This is a genomic window from Amycolatopsis sp. NPDC043889, from assembly GCF_056435645.1.
Genome location: NZ_JBWKEC010000003.1, coordinates 304,653 through 325,186, shown reverse-complemented (window position 1 = coordinate 325,186; position 20,534 = coordinate 304,653). Strand labels below are relative to the sequence as shown.

The following is a 20,534-nucleotide window of genomic DNA, read 5'->3' as shown; positions in this document are numbered from 1 at the left end:
TGAGTGTCCGATCTGAGCACTTTGCGCGGGGGGTCGTGAGTGGCAATGGTCGTTCTAACCCAATGCCACGTAGCTTAAGTTGATCTTGGGTGGGGGTCTTGATCGTAAGCGGTGAGGATTGCCGCAGGTCACGCGCTCGGCTGCCCTGGCCGACAGGAGCCGACCGCGCCCCCGAGTGTCCACAAAGGACACTCTTCGCTGACTCAATGTCCGATCGATGCCCGGAGGGCGATTGCACGAGGGGGTCGTGAGTGGCGTTTCGGGTTAGAACCCGAAACGCCACTCACGACCAACCCGACCCACGACCAGCCCTTCGTCGCATCAGGCGCAGCGAAGGGAGCCTTCACCCCACCCGTCAATCCCGCCCAAGATCAACTTAAGCTACGTGACATTGGGCTCCAACCCCCTTTACCACTCACAATCCCAGCGCGAAGCTGCGCAAAGTACCCGAATCGGGCCCCGAAAACCGATCTCAAGTCCCTTATGGACAGTCGTAGCGCGTCGGATCTTTGCGACGACCGGGTCGAGGCTTTCGGGACCTGACACGTTGACTTACCCCTCCCCGCAAAGTGCTCAAATCGGGCGCGCAAGAAAGTCTCGGTGCCTCACGGCCCCTGTACCGACACGCGAGAAAGCGGCTTTAGCCCTCCTGGGCGAAATAGGCCTTCGAGGCACGCTGCTGCGCCAGCCTCCGCAACACCGAGAGCAGCCTGTCCCCGAGCACCGTCTCCACGACGGCGATCTCGATGATCTGCTCCAGCGACTCGATCCCGGCGATGCCTTCGAGGTCCAGATCGGCGGTCCGGTCGGCGATCTCGGCGTAGGCGTCGAGTTTGTCGAGGTACCAGCCGTGCCCGACCTCGCGGATCGTGCACAGGACGCCGACCAGGGCCTGGATGACCAGGTCGTCGTCGGCCTTGCAGGGCCAGCCTCGGCGTTCGGCGAGGTCACGGACCGTGGCGAGCGCCCATGCCCTGGCTTCGTCGTCGGCGACCTGCCGGGAGGTGGTGATGCCCTGCTGGGCGATGCCGAGGACGTGGTGGGGGCTGGCTTCCCCGGCATCGACGGCGGCGAGCACCTCGCCGACCGTCGCGAGCGAAAGGCCGCCGACCTCCATCAGCGCCCTGATCAGCTTGATCCGCTGAACGTGCCCGTCGTCGTACTTCGCCTGGTTGGGGCTGGTCCGCTCACCCGGCGGGAGCAGCCCTTCCCGCAGGTAGTACTTGATCGTGGCGACCGGAAGCCCGGCTTTTTCGCTCAGTTCGGCCATCCGCACGCGTGCGTTCTCCGATCTCGGGGACGGTTCCAGGGTCATCCCTGAAGAATTCTCAGGATGGATAGTTTAGCTTCCCATAATGGAGAGTATGACTATCCGTTATGGGAGGGATCCATGACCATCTTGACCGATCTCCAGGAGAGAACCCGCACCTGGCACCGGGGTTCCTATCGGCTGGCCCAGGCGTTCGCCGTGATCACCGTGCTGTGCGTCCTGGCCATGCTGGTCGACCAGCGGACGCTGAACGGCGCGCCGCTCTGGGCGAAACCGTTCAAATTCGCCGTCTCCGCCGTGCTGTACTTCTTCACCTGGAGCTGGCTCGTCTCGCTGCTGCCGAAGTTCCGGCGGACCGCGGACTGGCTGGCGAACGCGCTCGTCGTGATCTTCGCGGCCGAGTACGCGCTGGTGGTGTTCCAGGCCGCCCGCGTCCGCGCGAGCCACTTCAACAACGCGACCCCGCTGGACAACACGATCTTCCAGGTCATGGGCGGGATGATCGCCGTGCTGTGGATGGTCAACCTCGTGCTGACGATCGCCGTCCTGTTCACCCGGATCCCCGACCGCGCGACGGCGTGGGCGGCCAGGATCGGCGCGATCCTCGGCATGATCGGGATCTCGCTGGCGACACTGATGAGCGGCCCTACCTCGGACCAGCAGGCCCTGCTCGACGCGACCGGCCAGTCCGCGATGATCGGCGCGCATACCGTCGGTCTCCCCGACGGCGGCCCCGGCCTGCCGGTCCTCGGCTGGAGCACGGTCGGCGGCGACCTGCGGATCCCGCATTTCCTCGGCCTGCATGGTCTTCAGGTGCTTCCGCTGCTCGCGCTCGCCCTCGGTGTCCTGGCCGCGCGCTACCCGCGGCTTCGCGACGACGTCCTCCGGCTGCGGCTCGTGGTGATCGCCGGTGTCGGCTACGCAGGCCTTCTCGCGCTGCTGACTTGGCAGGCGCTGCGCGGCCAGTCGATCGTCGCCCCCGATTCCCAGACCCTCACCGCCTTCGCCCTGCTCGTGGCGGGCGTCGCCTTTAGCGGGCTAATCGCGATCGGGCGGCCGTCGCGGGAGCTGGAGGTCTCGCTGCGATGAGCGTCGAGACGCTGTTCACCTGGACCTTCCCGCTGGCGACGCCGTTCTGGCTGCTGATGATCTTCCTGCCGGGCTGGTCCTGGACCCGCCGGATCATGTCCTCGCCCTGGACGCCGCTGCTGCCGCTGATTCCGTACTTCGTGCTCGCCATCGCGCATCTCGGCGAACTCTGGACGGCGGTAAGCAGGCCGGACCTCGACGTGCTCAGCGCGTTCACCGGCACGCCGTACGGGGCGGCCACGATCTGGGCCCATTTGATCGCCTTCGACCTGTTCGTCGCCCGCTGGATGTACCTCGAATCCCGCGAGCACCGGATCCACCCGCTGGTGACCGGCCCGATCCTGGCGCTCACGATCTTCCTGTCCCCGTTCGGGCTGGTGGCGTTCCTGCTCGTGAGAACCGTCCGGATACGCTCGTCGCATGAGTGAGAACGAGGTCGCGGCGGCCGCCGCCATCGCCGAACGCACCGGCGTCGAGAAGCACGACATCGCCGTCGTGCTCGGTTCGGGCTGGCGCCCGGCGGCGGACGTCATCGGGGAGCCCGAAGCGGAGATCCCGCTGGGCGAGCTGCCCGGATTCGTCGCGCCGGGCGCGGTCGGGCACGGGGGGACAGTCCGGTCGGTCCGCGTCGGCGACAAGCGCGCGCTGATCCTGCTGGGCCGCACGCATTTCTACGAGGGCAAGGGCATCGACCCGGTCGTGCACAACGTGCGCACCGCCGCGGCGGCGGGCGCCAGGACGGTGCTGCTGACCAACGCCGCGGGCGGCCTGCGCGAGGGCTTCCGGGTCGGGCAGCCGGTGCTGATCTCCGACCACCTGAACCTGACCGCGCGCTCGCCGATCGTCGGCGCGAACTTCGTCGACCTGACGGATCTCTACGCGAAGCGGCTGCGCGACATCGCACGCGAGATCGACCCTTCGCTGGAAGAAGGCGTCTACGCGGGGCTGACCGGGCCGCATTTCGAGACGCCTGCGGAGATCCACATGCTGCGGACACTCGGCGCCGATCTCGTCGGCATGTCGACGGTGCTGGAGGCCATCGCCGCGCGCGCCGCCGGGGTCGAGGTGTTCGGCCTTTCGCTGGTGACCAACCTGGCGGCCGGGATGACCGGGGAACCGCTGAACCACGAGGAGGTCCTCGAGGCGGGCCGGCAGTCCGCGACCCGCATGGGCACCCTGCTCAAGGAACTCGTCGCTCGCGCCTGACGCTTTGCGCGTGAAGGCCCCCTTCCCTCGGCTGAGCCAAGGGGAAGGGGGCCTTCACGCGCTTCTCAGCCGGCGAACTCGGGAAGCCGCTGAGCGACCTCCGCGGGTGACGGCATCGCGGCGACCTCGTCGGCGAGTTTCCGCGCCGCGCCGAACACCGTTTCGTCCGTGAGCAGCTTTCGCGCCTGCTCGGAGATGGCGTCCTCGACGACGCCGGCGCCGATCAGCTGCGTACCGACTCCAGCGGCGACGACGGCTTCGGCGTTCGTGAACTGATCCGCACCCTGCGGCAGCACCAGTTGCGGCAGCCCGGCGCCGAAGGCCCCGAGCGTCGTCCCGCTGCCGCCGTGGTGGACCACGAGGTCGACGTGCGGCAGGAGGTCGACCTGCGGCACCCAAGCCTCGACACGGACATTGCCGGGGACGTCGCCCAGCGCCGCCGGATCCACCGTCGGACCCGCCGCGACGATGACGTCCACGTCGAGCCGCGCCAGACCGCCGATCGCTCGCTTCAACACGTTTTCGTCGCCGAACGCGGTCCCGAGGGTGAGGTAGACCAGCGGACGGCTCTTGTCCCGGCCGACCACGCCCGCCGGGAGATCTCCCGGCTCGGCCCAGCCGTCGGGACGCAACGGGATCCTGTTCGCTTCCGCCAGGAAATCGGGCGCCTGCACCGATTCCGGGCAGATATCGACGACAGGGTCGCCGAAGGACGGCACGTTCACGCCGTCGAGACCGACCTCCGCGGCGAATTCCGCGAGGCGGCCGAAAATGACGTCCATGACGTCATCCCGCGAGAACCGGCCGAAACCGTGCCCGATCGCGGGGATGCCGGCGAGGTGGGCGGCGATGGCGCCCCCTGCGTTGCCGCTTTCGTAGACGACGAGATCCGGCCGGTGCCGCTCCAGCAACGGCGTGAGATCGGCGACGAACCGCCGAGGCATCACATTTCCGAACACTTCGCCGATAACGGGATGGAACGACTCGGGCGGAGCATCGGAGGCGTTGGGTTTGGGAGCATCGGGTCCGGCGACCGACTCGAACGCCTCCCGCATCCCGAATCCGGCGCTTTCCGCGGCCAGCCCGGCCTTTTCGACCACCGGCAGCATGTCGTCACCCGTGGCGAAGAGGACTTCGTGCCCGGCGTCGCGAGCGGCGACGGCGAGCGGTAGTAGGGGATAGAGATGACCATGACTCACCAGAGAAGTGAAGATCAATCGCACCCTCCCCAACGTACCCGTAGGCTGACTCGGTGACGACTTCCTTGACCTCGGAGCTGCGGGATCGGGCGTTCCGCTGGATCGCCGACGACCCGGACGACGATTCCCGTGTCGAGCTGCAGAACATCCTCGCGCGCGCGATGGGCGGCGAAGCGGGCGCGGCGGACGAGCTCGCGGACCGGATGGCGGGCCCGCTCGAATTCGGCACCGCCGGGTTGCGCGGCCCGGTGCGCGCGGGCCCCAACGGGATGAACGTCGCGGTCGTGACCCGGACCACGGCCGGGGTCGCGGCCTGGCTGAGCTCGCGAGGACACGCGGGCGGGGTCGTGGTGGTCGGCCGCGACGCACGGCACGGTTCGGAAGCCTTCGCCGAGGCCGCCGCCGAGGTGCTGACCGCCGCCGGGTTCGAGGTGAAGACGCTGCCCGGCCCGCTGCCCACCCCCGTGCTCGCGTTCGCCGTGCTGGAACTCGGCGCGGTCGCGGGCATCCAGATCACCGCGTCGCACAATCCCCCGGCCGACAACGGTTACAAGCTTTACGACGCGTCGGGCGGCCAGATCGTCCCGCCTTCGGACGGTCAGATCGAGCGGGCCATCGAAACCGCTCCCCCGGCGATCAGCGTGCCGCGCGAGCCTGGCGCCGAGGTGCTGGGCGACGAACTCCTGGACGCGTACCTCGCGAAGGTCGCGCTTCTGCCGCGTGGCCCGGAGCGCGAGGTCAAGGTTGCCGCGACGGCGCTGCACGGCGTCGGCGCGGACACCCTGCGCGCCGCGTTCGAGCGGGCGGGTTTCGGCGATCTCCATCTGGTGGCCGAGCAGGCCACACCCGATCCCGGCTTCCCGACGGTCGCCTTCCCGAATCCGGAAGAACCGGGCGCGACGGACCTTTTGCTGGCGCTGGCGTCCGAAGTGGACGCGGACCTGGCGATCGCGCTCGACCCCGACGCCGACCGCTGCGCGCTGGGCGTGCGTGAACGGGACGGTTCGTGGCGGATGCTGCGCGGCGACGAAACCGGCGTGCTCCTCGGGTGGCATGTTCTGTCCACTGTGGATAGTGCTGATCCGCTCGTGGCCACGACGATCGTGTCGTCGTCGATGCTCGGCGAGGTCGCGGAGGAATTCGGGGCGCGCTACGCGGAGACCCTGACCGGGTTCAAATGGCTGGTCCGCGCGGGCGAAGGGCTCGTCTTCGCTTACGAAGAGGCACTCGGCCTCTGCGTGAACCCCGGTTTCGTACGGGACAAAGACGGCATCGCCGCCGCCGTGCTCGCCGCGTCGTTGACCGCTTCCCTGCGTGCGGCGGGCCGCGGGCCGCTGGACGTCCTCGACGAACTGTCCGTGAAGCACGGGGTGCACGTGACGGATCAGGTCTCATTGCGGGTCACCGATCTGTCGGTGCGGGAGCGGCTGATGGCGGGCCTGCGCGCCACTCCCCCGGCGTCGCTGGGCGGCACCGGCGTCACGATGGAGGACCTCCTGCCCGACGCCGATGTCCTGCGCCTGACCGGCGAGGGCCTGCGCGTGGTCATCAGGCCGTCCGGGACCGAGCCGAAACTGAAGGCGTATTTGCAGGTGAAGGAGCCGGTCTCCGGCGATCTCGCCGAGGCACGCACCGCGGCGCACGCGCGGCTGGCCGCGCTGCGGGCCGACATCGAGTCCCGGCTGGCCTGACATGCCGAAGCTGCTGATCGTCCACCACACGCCGTCGCCCTCGACGCAGGCGATGTTCGAGGCCGTGCTTTCCGGCGCGAATCATCCGGACATCGAGGGCGTCGACGTCGTGCGCCGCGCGGCGCTGGGCGCGACCGTGCCCGACGTCCTGGACGCCGACGGCTACCTGCTCGGCACCCCGGCGAATCTGGGGTACATGTCCGGCGCGCTGAAGCATTTCTTCGACACCGTCTACTACCCGTGCCTGGATTCCACGCGAGGACGGCCGTTCGGGTTCTTCGTGCACGGCAACAACGACACCTCCGGCACCGTGCGCGGGATCGAGAGCATCACCACCGGACTCGGCTGGGAGAGCGCGGCTTCTCCGGTGCTCGTCACCGGAGAACCGGGCAAAGCGGATTTGGAAGCCTGTTTCGAACTGGGTGGCACCCTGGCCGCCACGCTGATGCCCTGACCCCTTCGCCGCATTTCGTCCTCTGAATGCGGTAGTTGGCCATACGAACGACCGCATTCAGAGGACTAAACGCGGGAGAAAGTAAAGGGGCCTGTCACCGGAAGCCCTGGGGGTCGACCTCCGGCAACAGGCCGAGACCAAGGGTTCGCCGTGACGGCGATCAACCTTGGCTGCCTCAGCGTACTACATCCGGCACGATCTTGTGCACCCACCGGGAAAAACGGCTCTCACTCCGGCGTCCGTACACCCCCAGGGCACGGATTCCGGAGTGAGAGACCGGACACGGCACGAAACCGCTTGACAACTGTAAACCACTGCATACAGGAGCTGTCAACAGCTGCGGACAGGCTGTATCGCGTTACACTTCCACTACGGAACGGGACCAGTGAACGGATGGGGGGTCATGTCGCCGTACCAGACCTTCGCCCAGAAACTGAGCGCGCTGATCGATTCGGCACGCGCGAACGAAGGCGCCCCGCACAGCTATCGCGAGCTGTCCGCGGCGATCGATCGCGCCGGCGGGCCCACCATGTCGCCCGCGTACCTCCAGCAGCTCGCCACGGGCAAGCGCGTCAACCCGAAGATCCACTACGTCGAGGCGCTGGCGAAGCTGTTCGGGGTTCCGATCACCTACTTCTTCGAAGACCAGGAACCGCAGCCCGTCGGAGAGGCGAAGCTCATGGCCATGCGCGCGCAGGAGCTTTCCCCGCAAGGCCGTCGCCAGGTCATGGACCTGCTGGAGCTCGTCGAGCGATACGAACGGGCCGAGCGCGACCAGCCGGACGAAAGCCGATGAAGGAACGGGAGCTCCGCAAACGCTGCCGCAAGATGCTGAACAAGCTCGACATCGAGCCACCGCTCGACGTCGGCGTGCTCTGCGAGCGGCTCGGCGAACAGCGTGGCAGGCCGATCCGGCTGATGCCGTATCCGCTCGAGGTACCCGGTCCGTTCGGCTGCTGGATCGCCACCGGTTCGGCGGACTACATCTTCTTCCAGCAAGAGACCACGAAGTCCCACCAGGATCACATCATCCTGCACGAACTCGGGCATATGCTCGCCGATCACCATCCCGGCGGCGACGCCGAACCCGCCGACTTCCTGCGCGGCCCCGCGCCCGGGCTCGACGGCGACGCGGTACACCGCGCTTTACGCCGCACCTCCTACGATGAGGCGCACGAATGGGAAGCCGAGACCGTGGCGACCATCATCCTCGAATGGGCGTCGGTCTTGAACTACACGATTCCCCGTCGCGCCGACGACGATGACGTCCGCCGTGTCCAAGGCGCGCTGGGCGACCATCAAGGGTGGCTGTGAACTCGCTGTTCTCCCCTCTCAACGTCGCGGCGATGGTGCTGTTCGCGACCGCGCTCGCCTGGCGGATCTACCAGACGTACCGGGCGCCCCGGCTGCTGCCGAACTGGGCGATCACCATCACGATCGTCTGCGTCGCCGGATCCTTCCTCGCCCAGCAGAAGGTCATCTCCGGCTGGCTCGACGGCCTGACCGGCAAGGGCACGGGGCGCCTGGTCAACAACATCATGCTCGCCATCGGGGTGTGCGCGCTGTTGATCGTTTTCCTCGGCTCCGCGCTGGGCCCGCGCAGGCCACGGCGCGTCCTGTTCGAGCTCGTCCCGCTGTCCGGCGCGATCGCGCTCATGCTGGTCGCGATGGCCCTCACCCCGCCGGAGGTACGCGGGCTCGCGCTGAGCCCGAAGCTCGTGCACGTGCCCGGGGTGGCGCTGTTCTACCTCGGCGCCGGGATCTACCTGATCTACGGCCTCGCCGCGTGCGCTTGGTGGATCTTCCGCTACATCCGCACCGCGGACCGCCATCTGAAGACCGGGCTGAAACTCAGCGCCGCCGGGCTGATCTGCCTTTCCGCCGGCAGTGTGTTCCGCGCGCTCTACATCGTGATCGCATGGGCGTTCGGACCGTCGGTCCGGCTTCTGCTCACCGTCGCCGTCCCGCTGGTGATCCTCGGGATCGCGCTCTTCCTCGCCGGGATCACCTATCCCGGCGTCCGCGCGCGGTTCGCCGCGCTGCGGCGCCGCCGCCAGCACCGGCGCCACCACGACGAGCTCACCCCGTTGTGGACCGCACTGGCCGGGATCTACCCGAACATCGTGCTCCGGACCACGCCGCAGGGCAGGTGGGAGCGGTGGCGCCCGCGCACGGTCCACCGCCGGTACTACCGCCGCGTGATCGAGATCCGGGACGGGCTCGTACAGCTGAGCCCCTATCTGGAAACCGACCTCACCGCGCTCGCCACCGACGACCCGCGGGCGGCGGCGGAAGCGCTGAAGATGGCGATCGCCAGGCAGACCGCGGGCGAGGAGACCGACGGGCGGGCGAAGCTCGTGCTCCCGGGCGGCGCCTCCGACATCGAATCCGACGTGCGCCCCCTGCTCGCCCTGTCCGCCGCCGTCTCCAGGAGCGAAGCATGACCGCACAACTGCTGCTGACGGCCGGCCGCGTCCTGCCGCGTCCGAGCACACCGGTCGAGGACGGCGCCGTGCTCGTGGAGGGCGGCCGGATTCTCGCGGCGGGCCCTCGCGCCGAGGTCGTGGCTCAGGCGTCGCCGGACGCCGAAAGGCTCGGCTTCCCCGAAGCGACGCTGCTGCCCGGCCTGTTCAACGCCCACGTGCACCTGGCGTTCGACGCCTCCCGCGAGATGTTGCCGAACTTCCTGGCGAGCGAAGACGAAGCGCTGCGCGCAGGCGCCAAGGAACGCTTGGGACAGCTGCTGCGCAGCGGCGTCACGACGGTGCGGGATCTCGGCGATCGCGACGCGCTGGGCGCACGGGTCCGCGCGGAACTCGACGCCGAAGGCGCCGCCGCTCCGCGCCTGCTGACCGCGGGGTCACCCCTGACCGTCCTCAAAGGACACTGCCATTTCTTCGGCGGCGAGGTCGCGGACGACGACGCGATCCGGGCACTGATCGACGCCAACGCGGCCGCCGGCGCGGACGTGATCAAGGTGATGGCCAGCGGCGGCCAGATCACCGAGGGCGGCGCGGACATGTGGGAGTCCCAGTTCGACGTCAAGGCGCTGCGCCTGATCGTCGAGCACGCGGCGCGCCACGGGCTCCCGGTCGCGGCGCACGCCCATGGCTCCGACGCGATCGAGGCGTCGGTCGAGGCGGGCGTCCGCACGATCGAGCATTGCACCTGGATGACCGGGCCCCAGCGTCAGGACAGGCGCGAAGGCGTCGCCAAGCGCATGGCGGCCGAGGGTATCGCGGCGTGTTCGACGAGCAGCCGCAACTGGCGGATGCTGGCCGAGCGCATGGGCGAGGAGCTCGCGAAGACCGTCTACGGACGGCTGTCCTGGCTGGAGGAGCTGGGTGTCCCGCTGCTGTCGGGGACGGACGCCGGGCTGCCCGGTTCGGTCTTCGACGATCCCGTCGGCGCCCTCGAACTCTACGAATGGCTGGGTTTCGGCAGGCGCCGGATCCTCGAGATCGCGACCGAGGACTCCGCCGCCGGGCTCGGCCTCGGCGACGTCACCGGGCGGCTCGCCCCCGGTCTGAGCGCCGACGTCCTGGTGGTCGACGGCGATCCGCTCGCCGATCTTTCCGCGCTCCGGAACGTTCGCCTGGTCCTTTCGCGGGGCGTCCGAGCCTGACTCCCGAAAGTGGGACGCCATCTTTGGTGACACTGTTTTAAAACGGTGTTATTGTTGTCGTCGCTCCCCACCCGCCGCGAAAGGAACCACCATGGAAGGCCCGATCAGGCTCTTCACCGTCATCGCGCTCGTATCGCTGCCGACGGTGATGTACGGCGGTTACGCGCTGATGGGTGTCCTGCGCGAGAAGAAGCTGACCGAACACCAGCGCGGGATGTTCCGCGCCGGCCACGCGCACGCCGGTGTCCTGCTGGTTCTCGCGTTGGTCGCGCTGCAGATCCTCGGGCAGACCGGGCTCCCGGCCGCCGCGCTGTGGATCGTCTGCTTCCTGCTGCTGTTCGGCGTGCTCGCCCAGTCCGGCGGCTTCTTCCTGCACCTGGCACCGGGCAAGGGCAAGCTCGGCGGGCGGGTCACCAGCGCCGGGGCGGTGCTGCTCGGGGCGGCGATCCTGACCACCGCGTACGGCGTGGCCTTCGCTGGTTAAGCTGGTTGACGTGCCTGAATACCTGCCGACAGCCCCCGCCAAGGGGACCCGCGACTTCCTGCCCGCCGAGATGTCCGTCCGGACGCAGGTGTTCGGCCATCTCTACGACGTGCTCGAACTGCGCGGTTTCCTCCGCTACGACGGGCCGATCCTCGAACCCGCCGAGATCTACGAGCGGAAATCCGGGCAGGAGATCGCGGACCAGCAGCTGTACACGCTGACCACCAAGGGCGGCGAGCGGCTGGCGCTGCGCCCGGAGATGACGCCGTCGGTCGCCAGGATGATCGCGGGCAACGCGAAGTCGCTGCAGTTCCCGGTGCGCTGGTACAGCCACCCGAACTGCCACCGCTACGAACGGCCGCAGCGTGGACGGGTCCGTGAGCACTGGCAGATCAACGCGGACATCTTCGGTTCGGACAGCGCGAACTGCGAGATCGAGATCTTCGAGCTCGTCCACGACATGATGAGCGCGCTCGGCGCGACCCCGGACATGTTCCAGGTGCGGGCCAACGACCGGAACCTGCTCTCTTCGGCGCTCACCGACATCGTCGGCGTGACCGCGGAACAGCTGCCGCAGGTGTTCACCCTGGTGGACCGCTGGGAGAAGTCGGACCGGACGAAGCTGAGCGACACCGCGAGCGAGATCGGCCTGACCGACAAGCAGTTCGAGAAGCTGACCGAGATCCTGACCTCCGGCGTGGCCCTGCTCGACGAGCTGCCGGACCAGGTCAAGGAGAACTCGAACCTGGTCAAGGTGCTGAACAGCGGCGCCGCGGACCTGATCACGTTCGACCCGATGATCGTGCGCGGGCTCGCGTACTACACGTCGACCGTGTTCGAGGTCTTCGACACCTCTCCGGAGAACCGTCGCGCCCTCTTCGGCGGCGGCCGGTACAGCGACCTGGCGTCGCTGTTCACGTCGCAGCAGATCCCCGGGATCGGCTTCGGCATGGGCGACGTCACACTGATCGACTTCCTCGACACGCACGGCCTCACCCCGAAGCCGCGCAGCGAGGTCGACGTCGTGGTGATCCCGGTGACCGAAGAACTCACCGACGCCTCGCGCGAGGTCGCGGGACGGCTTCGGAAGGCCGGACTGCGCACGTCCACGCCCGTCGAACTCCGCAAGCTGGGCAAGGAGCTCACCCGCGCGGACAAGGCCGGGGCGCGGGCCGTGGTGATCGTCGGCCAGGAAGACTGGGACGCCGGGAACGTGACGGTGCGCGGTCTCGCGACCCGCGAGCAGCAGACGGTGGCCGTCGACGGCGTGGTCGAAGCGGTCACTTCCTCGCTCTGACAACGAAAAAGCCGGCGCTCCCTGACCGGGGCGCCGGCTTCTTTCGCCTCAGCGGGACAGCATCCGCATGGCCGCTTCGGGGTAGCGCTCCCCCGCGACCGCGTCGGCCGGGACCGCCGCCTCGATGGCGGCGATGTCCTCGGCGGTCAGCTTCAGACCGGCGGACGCCACGTTCTCTTCCAGGTATTTGCGACGCTTGGTGCCCGGGATCGGCACGACGTCGTCGCCTTGGGCCTGCACCCAGGCCAGCGCCAGCTGACCGGCGGTGACGCCCTTCTGCTCGGCCAGCGCGCGCAGCGCCTCGACGATCGCCAGGTTCCGCTCCAGGTTGCCTTCAGCGAACCGCGGCTGGGTCGTCTGACGGAAGTCGCCGTCCGCGAAGTCCTCTTTGGACTTGAAGCGCCCGGTGAGGAAACCGCGGCCCAGCGGGGAATACGGCACCAGTCCGATGCCGAGCTCCCGGCAGACCGGGACGACCTCGTTCTCGATGTCGCGCGACCACAGCGACCACTCGGTCTGCACGGCCGTCACCGGATGCACGGCGTGTGCCCGGCGGATCGTCTCCGGGCCGGCCTCGGACAACCCGATGTGCCGGATCTTCCCCTGCTCGACCAGCGAGGACAGCGCGCCCGCGGTCTCTTCGATCGGCACATTCGGATCGACGCGGTGCTGGTAGTAGAGGTCGATGTGATCGACGTTCAACCGGCGAAGCGAAGCCTCGACCTGTTGGCGCACATAGAATTCGTCACCTCGGATCCCGCGCTTCGAGGGGTCTGCCTCGTCGCGCACGATGCCGAACTTGGTCGCCAGCACCACCTGATCCCGCTTGCCCGCGAGGGCGCGGCCGACCAGTTCCTCGTTGCGGCCGAAGCCGTACATGTCGGCGGTGTCGATCAGGGTGACGCCCAGTTCGATCGCGCGGTGGACCGTCGCGATCGATTCGGTGTCGTCACCTTGGCCGTAGAACTCGCTCATGCCCATGCAGCCGAGCCCCTGCGCGCCGACTTCCAGCGTGCCGAGCCCGCGGGTGGGCAGGGTGGAACCCGTCATGATTTCTCCGCGATTCTCTGGGGTTTACTTTCCGGCGGCGCGGGCGAGCCGCTCCGGGTAACGCTCACCGGCGATCGCCTCGGCGGGCGCGGCCTTTTCGATGGCCTCCATGTCCACTTCGGACAGTTTCAGGTCCGCGGCGACGGCGTTCTCTTCGAGGTACTCGCGGCGCTTGGTGCCCGGGATCGGCACGACGTCGTCGCCCTGCGCCTGCACCCAGGCCAGCGCGAGCTGTCCCGCGGTGACGCCCTTCTGCTCGGCCAGCTCGCGCAGCGCCTCGACGATGGCCATGTTGCGCTCGAAGTTGCCCTCGGCGAACCGGGGCAGCCCGCGGCGCAGGTCGTCCGCCGGAAGGTCCTTCACCGACGTCACGCTGCCGGTGAGGAAACCGCGGCCGAGCGGCGAGAACGGCACGACGCCGATGCCCAGCTCGCGAACGGTCGAGAGGATCTCGCCTTCGATGCCGCGGGTCCACAGGGACCACTCGCTCTGCAGCGCGGTCACCGGGTGGACGGCGTGCGCACGACGGATCGTCTCGGCACTGGCCTCGGAGATCCCGGCGAACCGGATCTTTCCCTCCTGGACCAGCTCCGCGAGTGCGCCCCAGGTCTCCTCGACCGGCGTGTTCGGGTCGACCCGGTGCTGGTAGTAGAGGTCGATGTGGTCGACGTTCAGCCGTCGAAGGGACTCTTCGCAGCTCTGCTTGACGTACGCCGCGTCGCCGCGAGCGGACATCCCGCCGTCCTTGTCCCAGACGATGCCGAACTTGGTCGCCAGCACCACCTGGTCCCGCTTGCCCGCGATCGCCCGGCCGACCAGCTCTTCGTTCGCTCCGGCGCCGTAGACGTTCGCGGTGTCGATCAGGGTCACGCCCAGCTCGAGCGCGCGGTGGACGGTGGCGATCGACTCCGTGTCGTCGTCGCGGACGCCGTAGGCCTGGCTCATCCCCATGCAGCCGAGCCCCTGCGCCCCGACCTCCAGACCGCCGAGCCTCCTGGTGCTGATCACGCTGAAATTCCCTCCACGGTGGCTCCGGTGCCGAGCACCTTCCGCTCCACCTGGTCGTAGTGGTCGATCTTGTAGTCGAGGATGTCGAGGCAGGTCTGCAACTCGGCGATCCGGTCGGCGACCGATTTACGCTGGTCGACAAGGATCGCCTTGCGCCTTCCCGCGCTCGCCGCCCCGTGGTGGCGCAGGGAGGCGTACTCCCGCATCCGCTTGATGGGCATGCCGGTCAGGCGGAGCTTGGTCAGGAACCCCAGCCACCCGAGGTCGTCGTCGCTGTAGGCGCGGCGGCCTGCGGCGTCCCGCGCCGGGGGCTCGACGAGTTTGATGCGCTCGTAGTACCGGAGAGTGTCGATGGACAGTCCGCTACGTCGCGCGGCTTCCGCTATCGAGTAGCTCATGCGAACGACACTACGACCTGGAGTGCGCTCCAGGTCAACTCCGAATCCGAGCGATTGATAACAGCGTTGCGATACCCTCTGCGCATGCCCCGCCCCAGGACGCACGACGAGAACCTCCGGCTGAAACTGCTGGACCGCGCCGGTGAACTCATCTCGGCCGACGGCCCCAAGGCGCTGAGCCTCCGCAAACTGGCCGCCGACGTCGGCACGTCCACCACCGCGGTCTATTCGCTCTTCGGCGGCAAGACGGACCTCGTCAGCGCCCTCTTCACCGAGGGCTTCCGCCGCTTCGGCCGCCGGATGTCCGGGGTCACGCTGAGCGGTGACCCGGTCGAGGATCTGGTGCGGCTCAGCGTCGCGTACCGGGAAAGCGCGCTGGCCGACCCGCATCTCTACGCGATCATGTTCACGAAGTCGGTGCCGGGTTTCGAACCGGCGGAGGAGACGTCCGAGCAGGCTCGCGCCACGATGGCGCCGCTGGAGGGAACGATCCGCAAGGCCGTCGCCGACGGCGTCTTCCTCGACGTGCCGCCCGAGGTCGTCACGGTGGCGTGCTGGGGGTTCGTGCACGGGCTCGTGTCGCTGGAGCTGAACGGGAACCTTCCGGAGCAGTACACCGTGAGCACGGCTTACGAGACCGCGCTGCGGGTGAACGCTGCGGGCTGGCTGCGCCGCGTTTAGCCCGCTAAACGCGCCCTGCCGCCAGACCTGCTGAGGGATGCCGTGAAGGCCTCCTTGCCTACCGTCAGGGTAGGGAAGGAGGCCTTCACTACCTCGCCGCTCGGCCGTGCGCCGGATCGCGTTTAGCGGGCTAAACGCGATCCGGGTACTCAGTAGAGCGCGAGGGTGCCCTCATGGAGCGTCTTCCCTGCGGCATCGAGGACGACAACGCCCACCTGCGCGTTCGGGTCCATAGCCCCGGGAAGCTCCGGTCGCCAGACCGCGAAAGTCCCGTCGGTGACCGCCGCCTCGACCTTCTTGCCCGCCCCGAAATCGAGCTTCACCGTGGTCGCGGTCCGCGGCACGATCCCGATGAACGGATTCTTCGCGCTGCCGACCCCGCCCTGCTCGGAGCCGCCGAGCGTTTCGGTCGACAGTTTGCCCACTGATCGCGGATCGGCGTCCGGGCCGGCGAAGACGCGGTAGTACTCGCTCGTGCCGTCGTGATACCCGAGCCCGCCCTGGCAGACGACGAACCTGTCGCCGAGCCGGGCGACGACCACCTTGACGTCATCGCCTTCGAGCAGTGTCCCGGTCTCGTACGCGTCCACGTCGGACAGCGGTTCGGTCGCTCCCTCCACACAGGTCTGGAAGAACTTCCCCGCCGGTGTGCCCCGGTCCGGCACCACGGGCGGGACGCGATCGATGTCCGTCACAGCCGGTTCGGGCGCGGGCCGAAGGCCGTGCGGCGCGACGGTGACGCCGTCGCCCGGCTCCCCGGTGTACGGCCCGACCGAGTACGTGGTCCGCGAAGGTTTGGACTGCGAAAGCACCACGAACAGGTTCCCGTTCCGGAAGATCGGCACATCGGACGAGGCCGTCGAATCGGCGGTCCGGCTGAAGAGCTCCATCTTCTCCCAGCCGGGGTCGGCCACCCCGGCGACCGTTCCGGCGCGGCTCATCAGCAGTGCCGCGGCCTTGGTCCCCGTGGCGTAGGACGGGGCGGCGTCCGGGTCGGACACCGTCACCGTGATCGACGTGGTTTCACAGAAGAAGACCTTGCCGCCCGCGCGCACCGCGACGACCGTCACGGACGTCCAGGAAGGGGCGACGGTGAACTGCGGCACCCATTCGTCACGGGCGGGGAAACCGGCGGCCCTGCCGCGGGTCTGGAGCGCCGCCCAGCACCGATCCATGGCCGGGACGGCCTTCGGCAGGTCAAGAGCGAAATCAGGGTCGCTCGCGACGGCGGGTCCCGGCCCGTCCGGCTCCCGGATGAGCACGGTCGTGACCAGAGCTCCCGCGAGGATCAGGACCACGGCGGCCGCGGCGACGGCGATCGGCCATCGCCGCCGCTCGGGTTTTCCCATGCCCTCCCGCAAGGACATCCGCAGGTTGTCGAGCACTTCCGGAGGGAGTTCGCGCCTGCCGGGCAGGCCGAGGTCGTCGGTCATTTCTCCTCCAGGGCGGCCCGCAGCTGCGTACGGGCCCGCGAGATGTGGGCGCGAACGGTCACCTCGGCGACACCGAGCAGTTCGGCGGCGTCGGCGAAGGAGAGATCTCCGAGCAGGCAGAGTTCGACGGCTTGCCGCTGCGATTTCGGCAGCTTCGCGACCAAGGCGAGCACCTGCCGGAGGCGGTCTTCGCCGTCGAGCTGGTCGACGACGGTGTCGGCGTGGTCGGATACCGACCGGGGCTCCGGCAACCGCCGGACGAGCCGGAGCCGCCGCCCGGTGCTGCGGTGTTCGCTGCGCGCGAGGTTCCCCGCGACGGTGTACAGCCACGGCAGCGCGCTGTCGCGGATGAGCGTGATGTCCGCCCGGCGCCGCCAGGCGGTGAGAAACGTCGTCGACGTCAGGTCTTCGGCCGACGCCCACGACCCGGTGAGCCGGTAGGCGTGGTTCCACACCGACTGGACATGCCGTTCGAACAGCTCGGTGAACGCCGGGTGATCACCGCCCGCGGCCGCCCGCCAAAGCTCCGTGTCGCTCCTGTCGGGAGGAGGTTCGCACGAGTCCACCGGCACCCCCACCGTTCCGGTCACTGTTCTGGTCACACCTGTCAGTGACCGGCAACGGCGGAGTTGTTGCGAACCGGGTCAGACGGCCCCGTACTGCCGGTCCCCCGCGTCCCCGAGGCCGGGCACGATGAACCCGGAGTCGTTCAGCCGCTCGTCGATGCTCGCGGTCACCACGCGCAGCGGCAGCCCGGTCTTCTCCAGGTGCTCGATGCCCTCGGGCGCGGCGAGCGCGCAGATCGCGGTGACGTCGGTGGCGCCCCGGTCGGTGAGCAACCGGATCGTGTACTCCATCGAGCCGCCGGTCGCGAGCATCGGGTCGAGCACCATCACCGGCCGGTCGGCGAGCGATTCGGGCAGCGACTCGAGGTACGGCGTCGGTTTGAGCGTCTCTTCGTCGCGGGCGAGGCCGACGAAACCCATTTGGGCGTCCGGGATCAGCTTGTGCGCCTGGTCCGCCATCCCGAGCCCGGCCCGCAGCACCGGTACGAGCAGCGGCGGGCTCGCCAGCGCGTAACCGTCGGTGCGCGCCACCGGCGTGTGGATCCGCTCGATCCGCACGGGCATGTCGCGGGTGGCTTCGTAGACCAGCATGACGGTCAGTTCGTGCAGTGCCGCGCGGAAGGCGGCGCTGTCGGTGCGCGCGTCGCGCATGGTGGAGAGCCTGGCTTTGGCCAGCGGGTGATCAACGACGTGCACATCCATGCCGGTCAATTTAGCCCGTCACGCCTGCCGCGCGAACCAGCCGACCCAGCGGCGCTGCCAGGGCGTCTCCACCGAACGCTTGTCGTGGTTGGCCCGCGCCCATGCCACCGCCTCGCCGGCGCTCAGCCCGGAAAGGGTGGCGAGACAGGACAGCACCGTGCCGGTTCGCCCCACTCCGCCGTAACAGGCGACCTCGACGCCTTCGCCCGCCGCCGCCCGGGTGTGCAGGTCGACGATCCGGCGCCGCGCGTCCGACCAGTCCGTCGGTAGCAGGAAGTCGGGCCAGCGGATCCACGCCCGCTCCCAGTCCATTTTGTGATCGTGCTTCCGGCGCAGTTTCGCGCCGCCCAAATACAGTCCGAAATCCGGTGAGGGCCCGTCTGGCCAGGGACGACCCAGGCCCCGCCCGCGCACCTTGATCCCGTCCGGCAGCTCGACGGCGCCGGGTAGTGAGTTCCCCATCACGGGAGGATGCCACTGTCGACCAGAAGATGGACGCTTGGCCCTCTCGTCGGCGCTAGGCTCCTCCAGGTGAGTGAAGAGCCGGCCCTGCCGGGCCCCGAACAGATGCGCATCTCCGACGCCGATCGCGAGCAGGTCGCGCAGGTGCTGCACGCGGCGATGTCCGAAGGGCGCATCACCATCAACGAGCTGGAAGAGCGGCTCACCACCGTCTACGCGGCCAAGACCGTCGGCGACCTCAAGCCGGTCACCGCGGATCTGCCCCAGTCGAGCACGGCGATCCAGCCGGCGACCTCGCGCGCGCTCGGCCTGCCCGACGACCGCATCGGCGGGCATCCTGGCTCCGGCGCCTCGATCGCCGTCATGTCGGGCGCGTCGCGCAAGGGCAGCTGGGTGGTCCCGCCGCAGCACAACAGTTTCGCGTTCTGGGGCGGCGCCGATCTCGACCTGCGGCACGCGCGGTTCGCCGAGAAGCACTCGACGATCACCGCGGTCGCGATCATGGGCGGGATCGACATCGTCGTGCCCGACGACATCAACGTGGACGTCACCGGAATCGGCTTCATGGGCGCCTTCGAACTGGAGGATCGCGCCGGGACTCCCCCGGCGCCGCCGACGGCGCCGACGGTGAAGATCACCGGCCTGGCTTTCTGGGGCGGAGTCACCGTCATACGGAAGCCACGTAAGAAGGACGTACCCGAACTGGAAGCCTGACCTGGACTGGGGGGTTCACCACATGCGCCGAAGTTTCGTCGCGATCGCTTGTGCCGCACTGCTTTCGGCCACCGCGTTTCCGGCGGTGGCCGCCGAGAAGACCGATCCGCGCCAAGCCGCGATGGACGCGGCGGTCGCCGCGGGCATCCCCGGCATGGTCGCCGTCTCAGACGATTTCCGCGGTGTCAGCGGCGTCGCGAACATCGAACGGCCGGGCAAACCCGACGCGTCGGGCCGCTGGCGGATCGCGAGTGTGTCGAAGGTGTTCGTCGCGACGCTGGTCCTGCAGCTCGCGGCGGAAAAGCGCGTCGGGCTCGACGAGCCCGTACAGCGTTACCTGCCTGGGCTGTTGCCGTATCCGGAGCCGATCACCGTCCGCCAGCTGCTGCAACACACCAGCGGGCTCCCGCGTGACCTCGCCCCCGAGGACTCCTGGGCGACGGGGCCGGAGGTCGACACCGAACGCTTCGAGCACTTCGACAGCGACGACCAGATCCGTCTGAGCGTGTCGAAGCAGCCGCTGCAATTCAAGCCCGGCACGAGCTGGGCGTACTCGAACACCGGCTACAACGTCCTCGGCCTGTTGGTCGAGAAGATCACGCGGAAGCCGCTGGAACGTGCGCTCGCGGAGCGTGTCACCGGGCCGCTGCACCTGCGAGACACGTCGCTCCCCCGCGATTTCCCGTTCCTGATCCGCCCTGCCGCCCGCGGCTACGAGCAGCTGTACGACGCGCCGCGCGGCCTCACCGACGTCACCACCTACAACTACTCGCGCTACTTCGGCGCGGGCGGCATGGTGTCCTCGGGCAAGGACCTCAACCGGTTCTTCGAGGCGTTGTTCGGCGGGCGCCTGCTGCCCGCCGATCTGGTGACGCAGATGAAGAAGACCGTCCCGGTGGGCGGCGGTATGGAGTACGGGCTCGGCCTGATGAAGCTGAATCTCAAGGCGGCGGGCGCCTGTGCCGAGGACATCTCGATCTGGGGGCACGGCGGCGACCTTCCGGGGTTCGCCACCCTCAGCTTCCACGACGACTCCGGCAAGAACATCTCCACGCTGGCCACCGTGGACATCACCGCGTCGCCGGACGCCGCGCTCAAGCGTCAGCTGCCGATGATCTCCGAGTTCTGCGCCCCGGCGGTGCCCTCGACCAGGGCGGTCGCCCAGGCCCCGGTGCCCAGCTTGTAGGCCGCTTACACTCACCCGT

General features: G+C 68.8%; 23 protein-coding genes. 14 read left to right on the top strand and 9 right to left on the bottom strand.

The genetic code is table 11. The features are described 5' to 3' along the window. Positions 1 to 640: 640 nt before the first annotated feature. On the bottom strand, positions 641 to 1,315 hold the full coding sequence (locus tag AC0685_RS09580) for a MerR family transcriptional regulator (RefSeq protein ID WP_478225123.1): 675 nt from the start codon (positions 1,313 to 1,315) through the stop codon (positions 641 to 643). A gap of 75 nt (positions 1,316 to 1,390) precedes the next feature. Between AC0685_RS09580 and AC0685_RS09575 the strand changes: the two genes are divergently transcribed. Genes AC0685_RS09575 through AC0685_RS09565 form a run of 3 tightly spaced genes read left to right on the top strand, consistent with a single transcriptional unit; the run spans position 1,391 to position 3,565 of the window. Next, entirely contained in the window at positions 1,391 to 2,359 is a 969-nt protein-coding gene (locus AC0685_RS09575; RefSeq protein WP_478225122.1) for a hypothetical protein, read from the top strand. Next, positions 2,356 to 2,787, top strand: coding sequence for an ABA4-like family protein (locus AC0685_RS09570; RefSeq protein ID WP_478225121.1), 432 nt, complete (start codon positions 2,356 to 2,358; stop codon positions 2,785 to 2,787). Before AC0685_RS09575 ends, AC0685_RS09570 begins: the two co-directional genes overlap by 4 nt. Beyond that, a complete protein-coding gene (locus AC0685_RS09565; protein ID WP_340684579.1) occupies positions 2,780 to 3,565 on the top strand; it encodes a purine-nucleoside phosphorylase in 786 nt (261 codons plus the stop codon). Before AC0685_RS09570 ends, AC0685_RS09565 begins: the two co-directional genes overlap by 8 nt. Before the next feature lie 65 nt (positions 3,566 to 3,630). Here the strand turns inward: AC0685_RS09565 and AC0685_RS09560 are convergent, their stop codons facing one another. Further along, entirely contained in the window at positions 3,631 to 4,788 is a 1,158-nt protein-coding gene (locus tag AC0685_RS09560; protein WP_478225120.1) for a glycosyltransferase, read from the bottom strand. Positions 4,789 to 4,817: 29 nt separating this feature from the next. On the opposite strand from AC0685_RS09560, the gene AC0685_RS09555 reads away from it, so the two are divergent. The 8 genes from AC0685_RS09555 to hisS all read left to right on the top strand — a co-directional run bounded on the left by AC0685_RS09555 (position 4,818) and on the right by hisS (position 12,315). Further along, a complete protein-coding gene (locus tag AC0685_RS09555; protein WP_478225119.1) occupies positions 4,818 to 6,455 on the top strand; it encodes a phospho-sugar mutase in 1,638 nt (545 codons plus the stop codon). Between the two features lies 1 nt (position 6,456). Beyond that, entirely contained in the window at positions 6,457 to 6,909 is a 453-nt protein-coding gene (locus AC0685_RS09550) for a flavodoxin family protein (protein ID WP_219145985.1), read from the top strand. A gap of 403 nt (positions 6,910 to 7,312) precedes the next feature. Continuing rightward, positions 7,313 to 7,705 carry a helix-turn-helix domain-containing protein gene (locus AC0685_RS09545; protein WP_378444729.1) on the top strand — a complete coding sequence of 131 codons (393 nt, stop codon included), beginning with the start codon at positions 7,313 to 7,315 and terminating at the stop codon, positions 7,703 to 7,705. Then, positions 7,702 to 8,223: a hypothetical protein gene (locus AC0685_RS09540; RefSeq protein ID WP_016331300.1), complete on the top strand. Its 522-nt coding sequence runs from the start codon at positions 7,702 to 7,704 to the stop codon at positions 8,221 to 8,223. Before AC0685_RS09545 ends, AC0685_RS09540 begins: the two co-directional genes overlap by 4 nt. After that, a complete protein-coding gene (locus AC0685_RS09535; RefSeq protein ID WP_478225232.1) occupies positions 8,220 to 9,353 on the top strand; it encodes an MAB_1171c family putative transporter in 1,134 nt (377 codons plus the stop codon). The genes AC0685_RS09540 and AC0685_RS09535 overlap by 4 nt, the downstream gene beginning before the upstream one ends. Then, positions 9,350 to 10,534, top strand: a complete 1,185-nt coding sequence (locus AC0685_RS09530; protein WP_478225118.1) for an amidohydrolase family protein — start codon at positions 9,350 to 9,352, stop codon at positions 10,532 to 10,534. The genes AC0685_RS09535 and AC0685_RS09530 overlap by 4 nt, the downstream gene beginning before the upstream one ends. Positions 10,535 to 10,625: 91 nt before the next feature. Beyond that, on the top strand, positions 10,626 to 11,018 hold the full coding sequence (locus tag AC0685_RS09525) for a hypothetical protein (protein ID WP_478225117.1): 393 nt from the start codon (positions 10,626 to 10,628) through the stop codon (positions 11,016 to 11,018). Between the two features lie 10 nt (positions 11,019 to 11,028). Continuing rightward, complete coding sequence (gene hisS, locus AC0685_RS09520) at positions 11,029 to 12,315, top strand: histidine--tRNA ligase (RefSeq protein WP_478225116.1); 1,287 nt, start codon at positions 11,029 to 11,031, stop codon at positions 12,313 to 12,315. Positions 12,316 to 12,363: 48 nt separating this feature from the next. Here the strand turns inward: hisS and AC0685_RS09515 are convergent, their stop codons facing one another. Genes AC0685_RS09515 through AC0685_RS09505 form a run of 3 tightly spaced genes read right to left on the bottom strand, consistent with a single transcriptional unit; the run spans position 12,364 to position 14,771 of the window. Beyond that, complete coding sequence (locus AC0685_RS09515; RefSeq protein ID WP_478225115.1) at positions 12,364 to 13,365, bottom strand: aldo/keto reductase; 1,002 nt, start codon at positions 13,363 to 13,365, stop codon at positions 12,364 to 12,366. A 24-nt stretch (positions 13,366 to 13,389) separates the two neighbouring features. Continuing rightward, positions 13,390 to 14,373, bottom strand: coding sequence for an aldo/keto reductase (locus AC0685_RS09510; RefSeq protein ID WP_478225114.1), 984 nt, complete (start codon positions 14,371 to 14,373; stop codon positions 13,390 to 13,392). After that, entirely contained in the window at positions 14,370 to 14,771 is a 402-nt protein-coding gene (locus AC0685_RS09505; RefSeq protein WP_340684589.1) for a MerR family transcriptional regulator, read from the bottom strand. Before AC0685_RS09505 ends, AC0685_RS09510 begins: the two co-directional genes overlap by 4 nt. Before the next feature lie 84 nt (positions 14,772 to 14,855). Here AC0685_RS09505 and AC0685_RS09500 point away from each other — a divergent pair, with 84 nt between their 5' ends. Continuing rightward, positions 14,856 to 15,452, top strand: coding sequence for a TetR/AcrR family transcriptional regulator (locus AC0685_RS09500; RefSeq protein WP_478225113.1), 597 nt, complete (start codon positions 14,856 to 14,858; stop codon positions 15,450 to 15,452). Positions 15,453 to 15,601: 149 nt separating this feature from the next. Here the strand turns inward: AC0685_RS09500 and AC0685_RS09495 are convergent, their stop codons facing one another. From AC0685_RS09495 to AC0685_RS09480, 4 genes are read right to left on the bottom strand one after another with little or no spacing between them, the layout of a single operon-like run. Beyond that, complete coding sequence (locus tag AC0685_RS09495) at positions 15,602 to 16,885, bottom strand: hypothetical protein (protein WP_478225112.1); 1,284 nt, start codon at positions 16,883 to 16,885, stop codon at positions 15,602 to 15,604. Beyond that, the gene (locus AC0685_RS09490) at positions 16,882 to 17,475 is read right to left on the bottom strand and encodes an RNA polymerase sigma factor (RefSeq protein WP_340684592.1); all 594 of its coding nucleotides are present in this window, start codon (positions 17,473 to 17,475) and stop codon (positions 16,882 to 16,884) included. Before AC0685_RS09490 ends, AC0685_RS09495 begins: the two co-directional genes overlap by 4 nt. Before the next feature lie 54 nt (positions 17,476 to 17,529). Next, entirely contained in the window at positions 17,530 to 18,153 is a 624-nt protein-coding gene (gene upp, locus AC0685_RS09485) for a uracil phosphoribosyltransferase (RefSeq protein ID WP_037332384.1), read from the bottom strand. Between the two features lie 18 nt (positions 18,154 to 18,171). Beyond that, positions 18,172 to 18,615 (bottom strand): protein-tyrosine phosphatase family protein, encoded by a 444-nt coding sequence (locus AC0685_RS09480; protein ID WP_478225111.1) that lies wholly within the window; start codon positions 18,613 to 18,615, stop codon positions 18,172 to 18,174. Between the two features lie 105 nt (positions 18,616 to 18,720). Between AC0685_RS09480 and AC0685_RS09475 the strand changes: the two genes are divergently transcribed. Together AC0685_RS09475 and AC0685_RS09470 are read left to right on the top strand one after the other, a co-directional pair. Beyond that, positions 18,721 to 19,329, top strand: coding sequence for a DUF1707 SHOCT-like domain-containing protein (locus AC0685_RS09475; RefSeq protein ID WP_478225231.1), 609 nt, complete (start codon positions 18,721 to 18,723; stop codon positions 19,327 to 19,329). Between the two features lie 22 nt (positions 19,330 to 19,351). Then, positions 19,352 to 20,515 carry a serine hydrolase domain-containing protein gene (locus tag AC0685_RS09470; protein ID WP_478225110.1) on the top strand — a complete coding sequence of 388 codons (1,164 nt, stop codon included), beginning with the start codon at positions 19,352 to 19,354 and terminating at the stop codon, positions 20,513 to 20,515. The last annotated feature ends 19 nt before the right edge of the window (positions 20,516 to 20,534 follow it).

Bases quoted from the DNA above. Each gene is read 5' to 3' on its own strand.
- AC0685_RS09565 (WP_340684579.1), top strand. From the start codon at position 2,780: ATGAGTGAGAACGAGGTCGCGGCGGCCGCCGCCATCGCCGAACGCACC.
- AC0685_RS09530 (WP_478225118.1), top strand. From the start codon at position 9,350: ATGACCGCACAACTGCTGCTGACGGCCGGCCGCGTCCTGCCGCGTCCG.
- AC0685_RS09505 (WP_340684589.1), bottom strand. From the start codon at position 14,771: ATGAGCTACTCGATAGCGGAAGCCGCGCGACGTAGCGGACTGTCCATC.
- upp (WP_037332384.1), bottom strand. From the start codon at position 18,153: ATGGATGTGCACGTCGTTGATCACCCGCTGGCCAAAGCCAGGCTCTCC.
- AC0685_RS09550 (WP_219145985.1), top strand. From the start codon at position 6,457: ATGCCGAAGCTGCTGATCGTCCACCACACGCCGTCGCCCTCGACGCAG.
- AC0685_RS09545 (WP_378444729.1), top strand. From the start codon at position 7,313: ATGTCGCCGTACCAGACCTTCGCCCAGAAACTGAGCGCGCTGATCGAT.
- AC0685_RS09475 (WP_478225231.1), top strand. From the start codon at position 18,721: ATGCGCATCTCCGACGCCGATCGCGAGCAGGTCGCGCAGGTGCTGCAC.
- AC0685_RS09580 (WP_478225123.1), bottom strand. From the start codon at position 1,315: ATGACCCTGGAACCGTCCCCGAGATCGGAGAACGCACGCGTGCGGATG.
- AC0685_RS09470 (WP_478225110.1), top strand. From the start codon at position 19,352: ATGCGCCGAAGTTTCGTCGCGATCGCTTGTGCCGCACTGCTTTCGGCC.
- AC0685_RS09495 (WP_478225112.1), bottom strand. From the start codon at position 16,885: ATGACCGACGACCTCGGCCTGCCCGGCAGGCGCGAACTCCCTCCGGAA.
- AC0685_RS09500 (WP_478225113.1), top strand. From the start codon at position 14,856: ATGCCCCGCCCCAGGACGCACGACGAGAACCTCCGGCTGAAACTGCTG.
- AC0685_RS09480 (WP_478225111.1), bottom strand. From the start codon at position 18,615: ATGGGGAACTCACTACCCGGCGCCGTCGAGCTGCCGGACGGGATCAAG.
- AC0685_RS09570 (WP_478225121.1), top strand. From the start codon at position 2,356: ATGAGCGTCGAGACGCTGTTCACCTGGACCTTCCCGCTGGCGACGCCG.
- AC0685_RS09525 (WP_478225117.1), top strand. From the start codon at position 10,626: ATGGAAGGCCCGATCAGGCTCTTCACCGTCATCGCGCTCGTATCGCTG.
- AC0685_RS09575 (WP_478225122.1), top strand. From the start codon at position 1,391: ATGACCATCTTGACCGATCTCCAGGAGAGAACCCGCACCTGGCACCGG.
- AC0685_RS09540 (WP_016331300.1), top strand. From the start codon at position 7,702: ATGAAGGAACGGGAGCTCCGCAAACGCTGCCGCAAGATGCTGAACAAG.
- AC0685_RS09515 (WP_478225115.1), bottom strand. From the start codon at position 13,365: ATGACGGGTTCCACCCTGCCCACCCGCGGGCTCGGCACGCTGGAAGTC.